At 53.5% G+C, this 15,556-nt stretch carries 13 protein-coding genes; 7 read left to right on the top strand and 6 right to left on the bottom strand.

The window, feature by feature from the left end:
• Positions 1–56: 56 nt before the first annotated feature.
• From ACR0JG_RS03950 to ACR0JG_RS03940, 3 genes are all read right to left on the bottom strand, one after another.
• The gene (locus ACR0JG_RS03950; RefSeq protein WP_480567631.1) at positions 57–689 is read right to left on the bottom strand and encodes a tyrosine-type recombinase/integrase; all 633 of its coding nucleotides are present in this window, start codon (positions 687–689) and stop codon (positions 57–59) included.
• 261 nt (positions 690–950) lie between these two features.
• Entirely contained in the window at positions 951–4,094 is a 3,144-nt protein-coding gene (locus ACR0JG_RS03945) for an efflux RND transporter permease subunit (RefSeq protein ID WP_480567628.1), read from the bottom strand.
• A 12-nt stretch (positions 4,095–4,106) separates the two neighbouring features.
• A complete protein-coding gene (locus tag ACR0JG_RS03940; RefSeq protein WP_170734048.1) occupies positions 4,107–5,183 on the bottom strand; it encodes an efflux RND transporter periplasmic adaptor subunit in 1,077 nt (358 codons plus the stop codon).
• 171 nt (positions 5,184–5,354) lie between these two features.
• Here ACR0JG_RS03940 and ACR0JG_RS03935 point away from each other — a divergent pair, with 171 nt between their 5' ends.
• Entirely contained in the window at positions 5,355–5,996 is a 642-nt protein-coding gene (locus tag ACR0JG_RS03935) for a TetR/AcrR family transcriptional regulator (protein ID WP_170734049.1), read from the top strand.
• A 261-nt stretch (positions 5,997–6,257) separates the two neighbouring features.
• Here the strand turns inward: ACR0JG_RS03935 and ACR0JG_RS03930 are convergent, their stop codons facing one another.
• Positions 6,258–6,731 (bottom strand): cupin domain-containing protein, encoded by a 474-nt coding sequence (locus ACR0JG_RS03930; RefSeq protein WP_480459832.1) that lies wholly within the window; start codon positions 6,729–6,731, stop codon positions 6,258–6,260.
• Between the two features lie 80 nt (positions 6,732–6,811).
• Between ACR0JG_RS03930 and ACR0JG_RS03925 the strand changes: the two genes are divergently transcribed.
• Positions 6,812–7,399, top strand: coding sequence for a TetR/AcrR family transcriptional regulator (locus tag ACR0JG_RS03925; protein WP_480459829.1), 588 nt, complete (start codon positions 6,812–6,814; stop codon positions 7,397–7,399).
• 38 nt (positions 7,400–7,437) lie between these two features.
• Positions 7,438–7,578, top strand: a complete 141-nt coding sequence (locus ACR0JG_RS03920) for a hypothetical protein (RefSeq protein ID WP_480567625.1) — start codon at positions 7,438–7,440, stop codon at positions 7,576–7,578.
• Positions 7,579–7,731: 153 nt separating this feature from the next.
• Here ACR0JG_RS03920 and ACR0JG_RS03915 read toward each other — a convergent pair whose 3' ends face one another.
• The gene (locus tag ACR0JG_RS03915; protein ID WP_480567624.1) at positions 7,732–9,066 is read right to left on the bottom strand and encodes a tetratricopeptide repeat protein; all 1,335 of its coding nucleotides are present in this window, start codon (positions 9,064–9,066) and stop codon (positions 7,732–7,734) included.
• A gap of 32 nt (positions 9,067–9,098) precedes the next feature.
• Between ACR0JG_RS03915 and ACR0JG_RS03910 the strand changes: the two genes are divergently transcribed.
• The 4 genes from ACR0JG_RS03910 (at position 9,099) to ACR0JG_RS03895 (ending at position 12,833) form a co-directional block, all read left to right on the top strand.
• Positions 9,099–9,383, top strand: a complete 285-nt coding sequence (locus ACR0JG_RS03910) for a hypothetical protein (protein ID WP_170425473.1) — start codon at positions 9,099–9,101, stop codon at positions 9,381–9,383.
• 25 nt (positions 9,384–9,408) lie between these two features.
• The gene (gntH, locus tag ACR0JG_RS03905; protein ID WP_480439619.1) at positions 9,409–10,875 is read left to right on the top strand and encodes a guanitoxin biosynthesis MBL fold metallo-hydrolase GntH; all 1,467 of its coding nucleotides are present in this window, start codon (positions 9,409–9,411) and stop codon (positions 10,873–10,875) included.
• Positions 10,876–10,889: 14 nt separating this feature from the next.
• Positions 10,890–11,870, top strand: a complete 981-nt coding sequence (locus ACR0JG_RS03900; RefSeq protein ID WP_480567621.1) for a CobW family GTP-binding protein — start codon at positions 10,890–10,892, stop codon at positions 11,868–11,870.
• Between the two features lie 165 nt (positions 11,871–12,035).
• Positions 12,036–12,833, top strand: a complete 798-nt coding sequence (locus ACR0JG_RS03895; protein WP_480567619.1) for a transporter — start codon at positions 12,036–12,038, stop codon at positions 12,831–12,833.
• Positions 12,834–13,064: 231 nt separating this feature from the next.
• Here the strand turns inward: ACR0JG_RS03895 and ACR0JG_RS03890 are convergent, their stop codons facing one another.
• Entirely contained in the window at positions 13,065–14,957 is a 1,893-nt protein-coding gene (locus ACR0JG_RS03890; RefSeq protein ID WP_480567617.1) for an adenylate/guanylate cyclase domain-containing protein, read from the bottom strand.
• Positions 14,958–15,556: the final 599 nt, after the last annotated feature.

Genomic DNA, 15,556 nt, shown 5'->3' with positions numbered 1-15,556 from the left:
TCGAATTGGTGTTTGAAAGGCCGCTCTGGGCCGCCCATCTAGACGACCCAGAGAAGTTAGATTTCAATGGCTTCAGCAATGGCAAGGGCATCCTCTAGTTCAACACCAAGATACCTGATCGTGCTGTCCATCTTTGTGTGTCCCAACAGAAGTTGAACAGCGCGAAGGGTGCCAGTCTTCTTGTAAATCTGGGTAACTTTCGTGCGGCGCATTGAATGTGTGCCGTATGCACTGGTTTCCAGTCCGATCGACGTAACCCAGTCCCGAACAATCCGTGCATACCGGCGGATCGATATATGAAGGCGCTCATGAAAACGACCTGGCCAAAGATACTCTGATCCGACCATCAATTCGTCTTCCATCCATTTCTCGACGGACGCGCGGGTGCCTTCCGATATCTCAAACCGGACTGGCTTCTGCGTCTTGCTCTGCAGCACTGAGGCGCGTTCCTTGATCTGGCTAGACGCCATAACATCCACAACTTTCATCTTCACAAGGTCGCACCCGCGTAGCTTGCTGTCGATTGCCATATTGAACAGAGCTAAATCACGATGGTTCTTCGCCAATTCAAGCCGCACCCGGATTGCCAAGACGTGCTTTGGCTTCAGCGGTCGTTTCTGGCCAACGATGCGACCTTTATTCCAGGCTGGGCGAAGCGCGCGAATGGCCGGTAAGTTTGGTGTTTCCATGACTGATCCTCCAATCCGCCATGCCCTCCCAAAGCGACAACCCGACGTTGACACGGACGTCATACCACAGGATACCGCGTCGCCTCCGATGAGAGCATTGAGCCCACTTTGACCGATGCTGCGCGATGCCCCAATTACAGCAATGCGCAGAAACCAGACTTTGCAAAGTCCGGCGTGCGGCCCATAGCAGAAAGTGAACCCCGCTTCGAACAACGACGGCTTTGAAACATACCAATTTGCAAGGAGAAGTAGTCTCGATCCTCACTCTGCCACAAGCGCAACAATAGCTTCTTGAGGCTGGGAATGCTGGTTGTTTTCCTCAAGCGGTTGGTCAAGCTTTCCACGATGCACCAAGGCGAACATTGGCGGAGTGAAATAAAACGATACGACAGTCGACAATAGTACGCCCCCAGCGATTGCAACGGCGAATGGCGGCCAAAATGCTCCTCCAGCTATGATCAGGGGTAGGAAACCACCAAAGGTTGTGACCGTTGTCGAGATGATATGCCGACTTGAACCAGTCACAACACGCGCCATCGCCACCCGGTCGCCTTGGCTTGCGTCAACGTCTTGTTGCAACCCGGTTAAAATTATTATCGCTGCGTTGATCGAAACCCCGATCGAGCCGATGACACCGATAATCGCCGTTATTCCGAACGGGAATTGCATAACGGCAAGCGACAGCATTGAAAGGCCTGCAGACAACACGCACACGACCAAGGTCACGAGCGTCAGCCGGAACGAGTTAAAGGTGAGAACGATGGTCGCAATGGAGAGTGTGACAATCAATCCAACAGAGGCAAGCAGATTGCCCACGGTGTTGGATCGGGCATCACTGTCGCCACCTAAGGACATCGAATAGCCTTGCGGTAACACAAATCCGGACGCATTAAGCGCTTCTAGTACGTCTTGCAACGCCTCTTCGGGTAAAACACCGGGGACGATAAACGCTTGGATAGTGTTTTCGCGCACGCCATCCGTTCGGGTTATGACGCTTTCCGCTGGTTCGATCACCGGCCTGGCTAGTTCCGACAACGGCACAGCAGGGAAAACACTTGTGGCGGATACGGCGGCAGCATTGGGCAGCAGGATGGGCATACTGACAATGGCGCTTAGGTCTGATCGCACCTCGTCACCCAGTCGAACACGCACCGGCAACTGTTCGGTCCCTTCGATCAGTGATCCACCGGTAATGCCAACAAGCGCCGTGTCCAGCTGACCAGCTATATCCGCCACATCCAGTCCCAGCAGACGCGCCTTGACCTCATCAATCTCGAACCGGATTTGTGGGTTGCCGCCGTTCACGCTGGCGCGCGCCTGGGTTACCAGATCGAGATTGGCCATGACTGAACGCACCTCGTCGCCCAGATCACGCAAAACCGTGATGTCCTGCCCCTGAATTTTGACTTCAACCGGTGCGGCGACCGGAGGGCCCTGAACAAGACTGCGAACGATGATCTGCGCGTCAGGAAAGTCGGTATCCAGACGACTCTGCAACGTTCCAACAAGGCGGGCGGCGTCGTCTGCCGTGCCGGTCGTGATCATAGCTTGTGCAAACCCAGGCTCTCGTGAGCGGTTTCCAACGATGTTGTAGTAGAATGCCGGGCCGGACTCTCCGACGGTCCAGTAGACACTTTTGACGCCGTCGTCAGCCAGCAGCATTTCATCGATTTGGCGGGCGGTTGCTTCGGTGGTGGCAATTGACGTTCCACCCGGCATGTCGACTTCGATATAGAATTGGTTGCGGTCGACGCCCGGGAAGAATTGCGCGGTCAGCGTTGGAAAGGCCGCAAAGCCAAGCACCGGCAAGATCAATGCCAACGCGATAGATCGCACCGGATTGGTGACTGACAATCGAATTGAGGCCTCGAACATACGGGCAAGTGGCGGGATGCTGATACCGCGGCTCAGCATTCCTGCGTCTGGGCGATCGGACAGTAGCCAGCCCGCAATCGCTGGAGTCACAGTCAAGGCCACAACCAGGGACCAAACAAGCATCAGCACCACGGCGATAGCGATAGCACCGACAAAGTCGCCGGCGGGTCCCGGCAGCAAGATCATCGGCGTGAAGGCAAGCGCTGTAGTGACGGTCGACGCCAGCAAAGGCGCGGCCAACCGGCGAACAGCATCTCGCACGGCTGAAAGTCGCTCCATCCCATCCTGCAGACGACGTCGAATTTCATCGGTCATCACGATGGCTGCGTCAACAAGCAGACCGAGGGCAACGATCAGACCCGTCACGGACATCTGGTGAATGGGCAAACCGATCATGTTCATCGTCGCCAGGGTCGCCAATGAGACAACCGGCAAAACCAAAGCCACAATCGCGGCTGCCCGAACACCTAACGTAACAAACAAAACTGCCACAACCAGAGCCACGCCAATGGCCATGTTGACCCCAACCTCTGACAAACGATCCGTCGTGTACTGGCTTTGATCAAACAGCAGTATTTCCTGCATGCCCAAAGGTACCGCTGCGGCGCCGGCCTCAAGCTCATCCCGTAGAAAGCCTGTCCAGCGGTCGATCTGCACGCCGTCCTGCGCCAGAATTCCGACCAAAACGGAGGGCGTCCCGTTGGCAAAAGCGATTGAGGACTGCGGTTCGCGTGCGCCCCGGTCTACGCTGGCAATATCGCCGAGCTGCACCACTGCACCGTCCGCGTTTTCACGCAGGACGATGCTCCGAATGCGATCCAGACTCTCAATTTCTCCGCTGACGCCAATGGTTAGGTCGACATCGGATTGCAGCCGCCCAGACTGAACCTTCCCATCTGCTTCGGCGATCCGCTGGGAAATCTCGGCGGCGCCAAGCCCAAGCGCAGCGGCCTTGTCCATATCGACACTTACGAGCACCTCTTCCTCTGGCTGACCGAAATAGTCGACGGCTCGTGTCGCAGGTATCGCGCGCAATCTGTCACCCAATGCTTCGGCATGACGAGACAGCAAAGTTATCGGGAAGTCGAGGTCCTCGGCCGCAACTGCAATGACAGCGGAATAGGCAGCAATACCTTCGGCATCGAATTCCGGTGGCAATACTCCTGCCGGGAAGTTCTGGCGCGCATCTTCCACGGCGTCCCGAGCCTCGGCCCAAACCTGCTCAATGGTGGCTTCGTCTAGTGTTTCCAGCAATTCAACAGAAACGACCGACACGCCCGAGCGGGAGACAGAACTGATCTCATCCACCTCGGCGATCTTTCGCAGTTCTTCTTCGATTTCTGCGGTAACCAGTGCTTCAACCCGTTCGGGGTCTGCGCCAGGAAACTGCGTGGTTATGGTTGCGAAGAGGTTGGTGATCGTGGGGTCTTCCTGTCGCCCAAGCGATAGGAACGAAGACAGCCCTGCAGACACAAGCACCAAAATGATGAGGGCAACCAGCCGGGGATGGCGAAAGGTAAGGGTTTCCATCAGATCGCTCCGTTACTCGCCAGTGTCGAAGGCGACGCGCTGACCAACGCTCACCCGCTGCGGACCCTGATCGATCAGGACGGTGCCTTCCGGAAACGCGCCACGCACAAAGACGCGGTCGTCTTCGGCATGCAGCACTTCGACCGTCGCCAGGCGCACAGTCTTTTGCGCGTCGGCAACCAGCAGTGTCCATTGCCCGCGCGTTCCTTCCTTCAGCGATGTTGTGGGCACCCAGGTTCCCGCACTTTGGACAGGATCGAGTACATGCACACGTGCGGTTTGTCCGAAAGCAACGTCGGGAGCGTTTTTCAGATCGAACAGCGCAGTGCGGGTTCGGGTCACCGGGTCAATATCGGGCCGCAAGGTTGCAAGCTCAGCCCGGTAGCTTTTAGCTGATATTTCGATCTCAACATCAGTCAGAAGCGCCGGATCAACATCGAGAGGAACACCGATCCGAACCTGCGGCGACACGACCTCGACCATTCCCAGAACCAGCTCGCCCGAGCGCAGAGTTTCGCCGCCGTCCACGTGTCGCGCGGTTATTTGACCGGCAAATGGGGCCTCAATACTGGATTTCTCGATCCGAACGGTAACATCGCGCAAGGCCGCATCCAACTCGCCAATTCTGGATAACAATTCATCTTGCTGAGAAACGGCTTCGTCCAAACGGGCTTGACTGGTAAAGCCTTGTTCAATGAGTTTCGCGTTTCGCTCGACCGTCTTTCTTGCAAATGCAAGCTGGGCTGCAATGGCATCGCGTGATGCTGTCAGACGGTCGCGTTCGACCTCCAGCAGTGCAATGTCCAGTGTCACAAGAAGTTGACCTTTGGCAACCTTGTCACCCTCATCCACCAGAATTTGATCGAGCGTCCCGTTCAGCTCGAAAGAGATATCTGCCGAACGCTGAGGTTCGACCTGCCCGATGAACACACGGTCGACTGTGTAAGCGCTCTCGGACGTTATCGGCGTCACGGATACCGGGGTCACAGCGGCGGCATCCGGTGCGGGCACCGCCTCCGCTCTACGGGTGAGCTCGGATGCGCCAAAGTGAACGGCGGCCGCTGCAACGGCTATAAAACTGACGGTCACTCCCAAACGCACAGTGCCGCGTAACACATGTGCAAATAGGCTCGGTTTGGTCGCTTCAGTAGATGAATTGGCAGGATTCGGCATTTGGGGACCTCATCAAGTTAGCGCCTCTAACATATGTTAGAAGTTCTCACTTTGACAAGAGATACGTGATCTGGCACATGTTGGATCATGAGCAGCACCGAAAAAAATCATTCGACTAGCAGACAAACGGCTGGTCTTTCCGTCAGCAAGAAAGCCTATCATCACGGTGATCTCCGCGCTGCACTGATCGAAGCAACCCGACAGTTGGTAGAAGAAAAAGGTCCGGACAGTTTTTCCGTATCCGAGGCGTGCAGACGCGCGGGCGTATCGACTGCGGCACCTTACAAGCACTTCAAAGACAAGACAGAAATGCTGGTCGCCACTGTCCTTGAGGGAATGGATCGGCACCGAGACAAAATGCTTACTGCGCTGGAAGGCGTTCCTGAAGGATCTCCCGAGCGCATTACTGCCATAGGGATGGAGTATATTGCCTTTGCGTTAAATGAGCCCGGGATCTTCAGACTGAAATTTGGCGGCTTCACAGACCGCATCGCGGATCCCCGGCTGGAGGAAGGCGGCCAGCAAAGTTTCGGGATTCTTTTGACTGAAGTAGCAAAATGTCTCGGTGAACCGGGAATCACAGACGAAGTTCGCCGCCGTGGTTTTTTGTTGTGGAGTTTCGTGCACGGGCTGTCCTTCATTTTGCATGACAAAGGGCTTGCGGAGAAAGGTGAAGAATTCGATCTTCATACCCTTCTTGAGGACGTTTCGGAAAGAATGCTGAGTTGAGCGTTCTCACACTAAAACGAATTCAACCAAGCACTCATAGCAGACGATCTAAGCCGCTGTCACACCTGCGCCTAAACGATTGCTCTGGTTCACATAGAAGACATTTTTTGGAAAGCGCCGCCAATGTCGTCTATCCAGAATCGCAAGGTCTCGTCGTGAATGTCGGCTTCGGGCTGAGCCAGTATTACAAGTTAGGGTGTACGGCAGAAGCTTTGTTCCAAAGCCTCCGTTTCGCATCCCGGAGTTATGCACGCGCGTTCGTTAGCTGGGAACGTCCGCAGGCGCCAGGATCGTCATTCCCACTCGACCTGCCACAGCCATGATCGCCGGAATGTCTGGTGGTCCATCTGGCGCCGGAATATCAGTCGTGCCGTCAGGCATTGCTTCACCGGCTTCGGTAAAAAAAGTGTCATGCATCGCGCCGGGGGCGTTAATGCAAAGTAGCCGGCCAGGCCGCTCTCCGGTGCATGTAAAGGCGTGCACTGCGCCGTCCGGAACCTTAACGAAGTCACCACATTTGACGTTGACTGTCTCGCCATTCAAAAAGAACTCGAATTCACCATCGAGCACATAAAAGCTCTCATCTTCGCCTGCGTGATGATTAGGCGGCGCACCGGCACCAGGCGCCGTCTTTATCTCAATGATAGTACAACGATCTCCGGTCTCACTGGGAAAGGCGTGAAAGGTCAGCAGGTTCCCAAGAAGATGATAAATTCGCGGGCGAGGTTCAGTCATTGCTGCGACTCCCTTTACTTGAATAACACTGCGCTTATGATACACATATCTACTTATGAGACAAGTGTATCACAAAGGGATTGAGATTGGCGCCTCGTACAAATCAAATCAACCGGACGCGAGAAGCACTTCTTTCGGCAGCACGTGACCTGATGTCGGAAGGCAAGGAAGTCACGCTGGCAAAAGTCGCTGAACGCGCCAAAACCAGCCGTGCGACGGTCTATCGCTACTTTTCTGACCCAAGTGTCTTGGCTTTGGACGCGACGCTCGATCTTGAAGTTACTCCAACGTCAGAACTTCTCGAGGGGCTGGATGACGTTAGCAGCCGTGTACATGTCGTTGCGCGTTACTATCTGGATTTTTCTCGGGTTCATGAGGCGCACTTCCGGCAGTTTTTAGCTGAATCACTCAAGGCATCTCTTGAGGATGGAACTGTCAAAATGCGTGGCGCCAGAAGAGTGGCGGCTTTTTCGGAAGCACTTGCGCCAGTTCACCCATTGATGGAGCCGAAGGAAATTGACGACTTGGCGAAGCGATTGTCCATGACGACCGGCATGGAACAACTTGTCATTCTTGAAGACATTTTGCGTGTGGACGAAGCAACTGGTTACCAACTTCAGGATGGGTTGGTCGACGCTCTGTTGGATCGATATTTGCCAAAAAACTGAGGATGGCCGAATTACAGAAATGCGTAGCGATCTGCCGAATGCGTAGGCAGCGCCATGTTGGATCAGCAATGACGGCTCAGGGCTCTTTCTTCTGGTTGGGGCACATCGCAGAGAAAGTCAGTTGCGAGCCTAAACGGACCATTGCTGCGGACAGTACCAAGGTCGCCAACGCGCAGTAAGCAGACTTTGCAAATCTACAAAACCCACCCTCAATCCACAGACGGCGTGGTCCGGCTCTACCGCCGATTTTATCATCCCCTTGTGCTTTCAAAGCGGAACTATTTGAAAAGGTTTTGACGCTCTTTTCGAGGCAATAGTCGCGATACGTTTCGTCAGTATCTGCTCAGTGCCTCTAGTATTATGTTCCGCGTATTGATGTCGTTGTGGAAAATCCTGTCGGCGAGAAATTCGGACGGAAACTCAGGCCATGTCCTGCGCATTTCAGCAACGAGCCGTCGTGCTTCTTCTGAATTTCCCAACTGATCGTGCGCAACGGCTTGGAACAAGAGCGAAGGAGCACTTACTGGCGCTCCAGCAGCTGGCGCTCCCTGAAAGGCTTCAACAACATTTTCGTAGTTCCCGAGCATAAGTTGCGAGACGCCCCAGATGTTTCTCGCACCAAACCTCCCGGATCCTGATTTGGGTCTATCTGGGTTGCTAACCTCGGCGGCAAATTCCGGGGCGTTAGCCAAGATGGCGGAGATACCTGCAAGATCGAGAATATGGCCATCATTCGGCGCCAGTTCGACCGACATCCTTGCGTATTTCAATGCCTCGTTAGGCTGGCCTTTGACAGCCAGCACCCAACCATTTGCGCTGTTTGCCCACGCGCCGGCCGGGGACAATTGAAGCGCTTTTTCAGACATTTCTGAAGCTTGATTGGAGAAATCATCCCTTTGTGATTCATCCGGCGACAACACCGCTAAGATCGCCAGGACCTGCGCTGATCCGGCATAGCCGTCGGACAGAGCCGGGTCGAGTTCCATCGCGTGCTGGAACATTCCCAGTGCTATCTGCTGACGTTTGACATCAAAAACGGGAAAAAACATGCCTCGGGCTTGGTCTGCAATGTTGGCCGCCTGGAGTCTCGTCAATGATTGTTCACCAAGCGCCACACGTTCTGCTTTCTCGATGGATCGAGTTGTCGGCACAACCTCCCTGTTATCCTGGCTCATCCAGATGCCAAGCACAGTGACTAATGCAACAACACCTAGTCCACCAGGCAGCAGTTGCCGCGAACGCCAACGGCCAACTGGATTGTCGCTCTTCAGTTCACTTGATGTACGGTCTTCGATTGTAGATTCGTATGAAAACCGCGGCTTGTATCCGCCGGGATCAACAAAAATGCGAACTCCGTTGCCGTCCCAGTGATCTTCGTAGAACTGATGTAAAAGACGACGCAGTCGCCTAGCCTCAACGCGAACCAGGTTTTGACCACCAGTACCATCTATGCGCCGCCCATAGACCTCAACAGCGATAGCTTTGCCTCTAATCTGAGCGCTTCGACCAGATAGAGTTTCCTCGACTATATAGGTGAGAAACTGCGTGAGTCGGGGTGAAGCTTGAAACCCGTCGCTTGATACAATTCGACTCAGAGCTTCCCGGATGAGCTCCGGAGAAGGCTGTCCAACATGTTGATTTATTGGTAATTCGTTGGATTTGTTCAATGTCAACTCACCCCCAACTCACGGTGACTCACTTGGCCTTTGCGGTCAACCGCACTCATCTTGATTTGAGAATAGATAGTGGGTTTCGGGATTTTCCAGTGACGGTGGACCTGATTGAAGAAATTCCAGAACTTTCCGATGTGCTGTCGAGGCGCATCGAAACGGACGCGCTTCTCGGCGAGGTCATCGAAGACCTGAAGAAAGCATCTGCGTTTTCGAAAGACGCATCGATCACGGCCTCAGAGCGCGCCGAATGGGCCCACATCAAATCTGAACTCATCAACGAGCTTCGCCGGATATTGAAGCGCAAACTGTGAGATACTTTTAACTGAGGACCAATCCATGACCAAGGAAGACAATAGAAAAGACCAGGACGACAAACAGGCTCAGGCGTCAGACCAAATTGAAGACCCGTCGCGGCGGAGTGTTCTAAAGGGCTTGGCTACTGGAGCAGCTGCGACAGGGGCAGCTGGGTTTGCAGCAGGAAGCGCCGAGGCCCACGAAGGAGACGGCCCTCTAGGAGAAACACTCAAAAACCCATATGGTGGTCGACCCGCAGGCGGCATATCTTTGCCGGAGTACTTCCGTCCTACGAAATACATGACTGGTTCAAACGCGAACTATTTTCCACTGAGTGAGGAGTTGGGGCCAGATGAGATGCGCATCTCATTCTGTGGCTCAACACCATATCCGCCGCGCGAAGATCAAGCGGGCACCTGTATTATGGTCGAGCTGGGTAACGGAAAAAGGTTCTTCTTCGATTTTGGATCCGGTTGTGTGCGCAATATCATTGCCATGCAAGTGCCGGGGCAGCTGATCAACGACATCTTCATCTCTCACCTTCATGTCGACCACTACGCCGATATTCCTTATATTTATCCGTTCCGTGCTTGGTCGGGTGGTTACACGCCACTACGCATCCATGGTCCCTCTGGTCGGACACCCGAACTTGGGACAGCTGGAATGGTCAAAGGCATGCAACAGATGCTCAAGTGGCATCTGGAGGCCTTTGATGTGTTCCCGATTGGGGACGGCTACGAGATCGAAGTCAACGAGTTTGATTTCCGTCAGGAAGGCGGAATCGTTTATGACGAAGATGGCGTGACTGTTCGGTCTTGGCCTCGAAGCCATGCCAAGGACGGTGCGGTTGGCTATCGGCTCGATTGGAACGGGCTGAGCTTTGTATGGACCGGCGATGGTCGCCCGGATGAGCTTTCACGGAAATACGGCGAAGGCGTTGATGTCTTTGTAACCGAAATGTCGGGACAGGATATTGGTCAGTTGATGACCTACAAATACGGTATCCCACAGGATCTTTTTAACTACACTATCGATACGCATCACACCTCCCACTATGCCGTGGGTAAGCTCTTTGCTGACACAAGGCCGCGTTTGGGAATGGTGACACACTATACCCAGGACGAAGACATCGATGCAGAAATGCTGGCTGGTATTCGCGCCCACTACGACGGTCTTTTCCAATGGGGTCTCGATGTTGCCGTTGTGAATGTGACCAAGGATGCAATCTGGTACAGAAAAGCTGCACTGCCCGGAAAATCCGGCACTGTACCACCGTTTCGCGAACTGGCTGCGGCAGCCGAGGCCGGGCGTATTGAGCTTCCGGATGAAATAACACTACCGAATCCGAGGCTCACCCGAGCAGATCAGCAAGACCAGAAGTACCGTGATATGGAGATCGATCCACGCGAATACTATCCAACTGACGTTTTCCGAGCACCCGGCGGGGACTGGCCGCAGGACTTTACCATCAAAGTTTCGGATGTAATCGGCTCGCGTGATGAAGATTGAGAGGAGATCGAACAATGATTGAATTTGGTTCGATTTCTGCGATCCCTGTCACGATCCTTACCGGCTTTCTTGGAGCCGGTAAGACAACACTTTTGAACCGGATCCTAACAGGCAATCACGGGTTGCGGGTTGCGGTTCTTGTAAATGACTTTGGATCCATAAACGTCGATGCAGACTTGGTGGTCGGCCTCGAAGATGACGTTATGAGCCTGGCAAATGGGTGCGTTTGCTGCTCGATACGAGATGACTTGATCGAAACGGTGGAAGCCGTTCTCGCCCGGCCCGAGAAACCGGAATACATCGTCCTTGAAGCAAGTGGAGTGTCGGATCCGTCATCAATTGCGATGACATTTACCGATCAGAAGTTTCGGGACATGATCCGCTTGGACAGCCTTATGTGTCTGGTCGATGCGGATCAGCTATTTGCTGCGCCGGAACAAATGGAACTAAAGCTCCGTCAAATTGCGTTCTCGGACATGGTTATTTTGAACAAGGTCGACCTCGTCGACAGGGCCACAGTTCAGAAGGTGCACGACTGGCTTGGCTCTCGCTTCCGTCGCTATCGTCTTGTCGAAGCTGTAAACGCAGACGTCCCTCTGGACATACTTCTTTCAGTCGGTCGCTTTGCCGCCGAACAGCTCGAAACAGAAATACCCGATCATCACGAACATGGGCCAGATTGTGGTTGCCACCAGTCTGATCACTCAGACAGCTTTTCTACGACCATGATGAAAGCTGAACGCCCAATAAGCCTGTCTTCCCTCCGGAGTGCAATTCGGAAGCTTCCGGGCGACGTTTATCGCCTCAAGGGTTTTGTTTTCAGCGAGGAGGATCCAGATCATCGCATTCTTGTTCAGGTGGTTGGAAAACGAATGGACATCGCACGGGATGGTGCTTGGGGTGACCGCAAACCCGAAACAAGGCTTGTCGCAATAGGCGCACCGGGGGCGCTCTCCGAGGATGTGCTTTCGGACACGCTTATGGAGACAGTCTGAAAGCCAGTTTCGACCAAGTATTTTGGCTATAAGTCAACCAGGTTGGATAATTTCATCCAGTTCGGCGGTGGCGGACTGTGAGTGGGCCATTGACGTCATTGCCAATCTGGCGATCTCAAGTGCAAGCCACCCATGAGGAAACGGCCAGTTGAAAGGAGACCGCCTATGAAACTAAGGTTGCTACGCTGCTCCATACTTGCCGGGGTTGGTGTCCTTTCTGGTACTGCGTGGGCAGAGTCCCAGGAAGAAGAACTAGCAAAGCAACTTGCCAACCCCGTGGCCGCTCTGATTAGTGTGCCATTCCAGCTGAACTATGATCAGAATTTGGGTGCCGACAGAAACGGTTCGCGTTGGATATTGAATGTACAGCCGGTTGTACCCTTTAATCTTACGGACGATTGGAACGTCATATCCCGAACAATTCTCCCAATTGCCTCTATAGATGGTAGCTTTCCGGGTTCTGGATCCGAGACTGGGCTAGGAGATACTGTTCAAAGCTTATTTCTTTCGCCCAAAAAACCAAGTGCGGGCGGTTGGATCTGGGGGGCTGGACCCGTTTTTCTGCTGCCAACGTCGACAGATAACAGCTTAGGTCTCGGAGCGTGGGGTGCAGGAGTTACCGGCGTGGCACTCAAACAGCAGGGTCCGTGGACATATGGCGGCCTGACAAATCACATCTGGGACATTGATGGTGATACCGACATCAGCCAGACGTTCTTACAGCCATTTATTTCCTACACAAATTCGAACGCGTGGACGTTCACTTTAAACACTGAGTCCACCTACGACTGGGAAAACGATCAATGGTCTGCGCCAATCAACGGTGTTGTCGCCAAAGTTACCCAACTCGGCGATCAACTTATCAGCGTAGGCGGAGGAGTACGCTATTGGGCTGACGGCCCCGATAGTGGGCCCGACGGTTGGGGCGCGAGACTTGTGGCTACCTTTCTGTTTCCCAAATAGTTGAGCCTTTCCGCAGAGAACATCGCTTACCGGATGCAGGCATTACGCGGATGAAAGCGAACGTCAGTTCGTCCGTATCTCGTAAGTCAACATGCTTGGATTTGGAGGTCCGCTTTGGGCTGAAAATACTACAAAGCCACAGCCGCAAATCGCAGGATTAAAGTTTGTCGCGATAGTTGTGGGTGTCTGAGTCTGGTGGCGACGCCCGCAAAGCGAAACTCGAAAAATCGTTCATTCTTTGGTATCAGGCACACCCAATTTTTGCAGATCCTCTACCCACCGATTGAGATACGCCTCACTCTCGAATGGCGCATTCATCGCCTCTTGGATAGTGAATTCGGGATTGGCCACTAGAAACTCATCGATAATAGTCTGCGCATCACTGGGAAGACCAAGGCGTAAAAGAATTGGCGCGAAGGTGCGTTTCAAGCCGTCGGGTATTTCGTTCATTTGTTCAACTGAAGCCTTTGCATCTTCATACTCCTCGGCGAAGTACTGAGCCCAACCCAGATTCCAAAGATACCAGTCTTGGTGATGTGGGTTCAGCCGGATCGCCAGTTTCATGCGCTCAACGGCTTCAGGCGCCTTGCCGCCATAGACGAGCGGGTCGATGGAATCTGCCAGAACGGATGCCGAATTTGGATTCAGAGAAATTGCTTTGTCGTAAAGCGAAGCAGCCCGTTCAAGGTTACCGCTTTGAGTAGTTGCATTGGCTAAGACCCAATGACCTTTGAAATTGAAGGGTTCCAGTTCAATGGCTTTCCGCGCCATCTCAAATGCACGCTCCAGTGATTCCTCGCGCGTTAAAGAGTTCGTCCACCCCCAACGATACCCGTTTATATGTGCCCAAGCGTTTTCGACATACGCCCCGGCATAGTTCGGATCGAGAACAATGGCTTTTGCGCTTAGCTCTTCCGCCCTGATGTTTCCTTCTTTTGTGAAGGTAAACCACTCCTCCTGCGCGCGTTTGCGCAATTCGTAAGCGCCAAGACTATCAGTAGGCTGATGATTGAGGCGGCTGTACTCCGCCAGATCGATATTTGTGGAGAGAAGCGAAGCTATGGTTCGCGTTATCTCATCCTGCACTGAAAATATGTCCTGTAGGTCTCGGTCATAGCTGTCTGCCCAGATATTCTGGCCCGTCGTCGCATCAATGAGTTGGGACGTCACGCGCAAACGCTCACCGGCAATTTGAACGCTCCCCTCAACAACATAGCGAACACCCAATTCTTCTGACACTTTCTGTATATCTGCCGGAGTGTCCTTATATGATAATGTCGAATTTCGGGCGACTACGAAGAAGTCTGAAAAACGGGACAAGGCCGTCAAGATGTTCTCACTCAGTCCGTCGCTGAGGTAATCTTGGCTTGGGTCGTTGTTGAGATTGTCGAACGCCATGACCGCGATGGAGGGTTTGCCAGACAGGGCTGCGGCTTGTTCATCCGTGTCCGGGGATTGCACCACGGACCAAGGTTGAAGCCATGCCGCGACTATTAACGCCAGGACAATTGCGGTGCAACTAACCGTGATCAGGCGATTTTTCGAAGGCTTGTTCGTAAGTGGCACGATAGGAGAAACGATGGCTTTTGCCTTTTCATCCATTGCAAGGCGGTAGATGTGAACGGGTTCGGAGATATTCTTGACCTTTCGCATCCCCAAATCTTCGATGGTGAGATCGAGCTTGGTATGGACCTGTTCGAAAACGCTAGCCGACATGTAAATGCCATCCGGGACAGCCAGGCTTTCAATGCGTGCGGCGACATTTACACCATCCCCGTGAATGTCATCCTGATCGACGACAATGTCGCCAACATTGAGACCGATCCGGTATCGCACCTGCGAATCTTGCGGCAGGTCCGCATTAGCGACGCCTACATAGTGTTGCATGTCCAACGCACACCGAACGGCCTCAACTGCACTTGCAAACTCAAGAAGCAAGCTGTCGCCCATCAATTTGACGATGCGCCCATGTCGCGAAGCGACAATTGGTTCAAAAAACTGTTCGCGATGGGCTTTGACCCTTGCAAGCGTGCCGGCCTCGTCATTTCGAATAAGACGGCTATAACCAACCACATCGGCGGCAAGTATCGCTGCTAGACGTCTTTCCAAAGACTGAACTCCCACAGTGGGCACAACGCTAAACGCAAAATTGCTTCTAGGCCAGATGCGCTAGCCGAACACACATTTCCAAAAAGAGCGATTGTTAAGTCTTGATAAGGCATCAGCCTTGAAGCTGTGCCTGACTGCGAAGGGCCGCTAAGCGCGCTGCGGACGCAAAATTCGGCGGCTGTGCTCAAAGTCGGCTTTGGGCCGTGAGTGGGGGGACTGAAGATCGCCTCCCACTTAGTATCCTGCACCGCCTCCGATGTCAGCTTCGGGGCTGTGCCTTCATCTGTAGTGAGAAGGCGAATGACTGCAAAGTCCGCGAGGCAGCCTTTCGTACTTGTTCCACTGAACGGCCGTTACTCAACCAAAGATCGCTTCACATAAAACCGCCTCAAGGGTGATTGCGGTTTGTTGCTGTGAAGCGTTTCAACTCAAGGCTGTATTCTCGCGCCTCTGAACTAAAGCGCAAATGCAGAAGTTCGAGAACACAATAAGAGGCTCTGGCGCGGTCCAGGAAGATTTTCCTGATATACTTTCGTATCGGAAGCGATCTTATTTGCGTACAAATATGCGTCCGTGTGTCCGTCAGAAGCTGTGATTTGTTGCTACCTCAGTCC

It is taken from the genome of Ruegeria sp. AD5 (genome assembly GCF_056542345.1).
The sequence above is the reverse complement of the archived record's forward strand: the minus strand, read 5'-3'. Positions and strand labels throughout refer to the sequence as shown.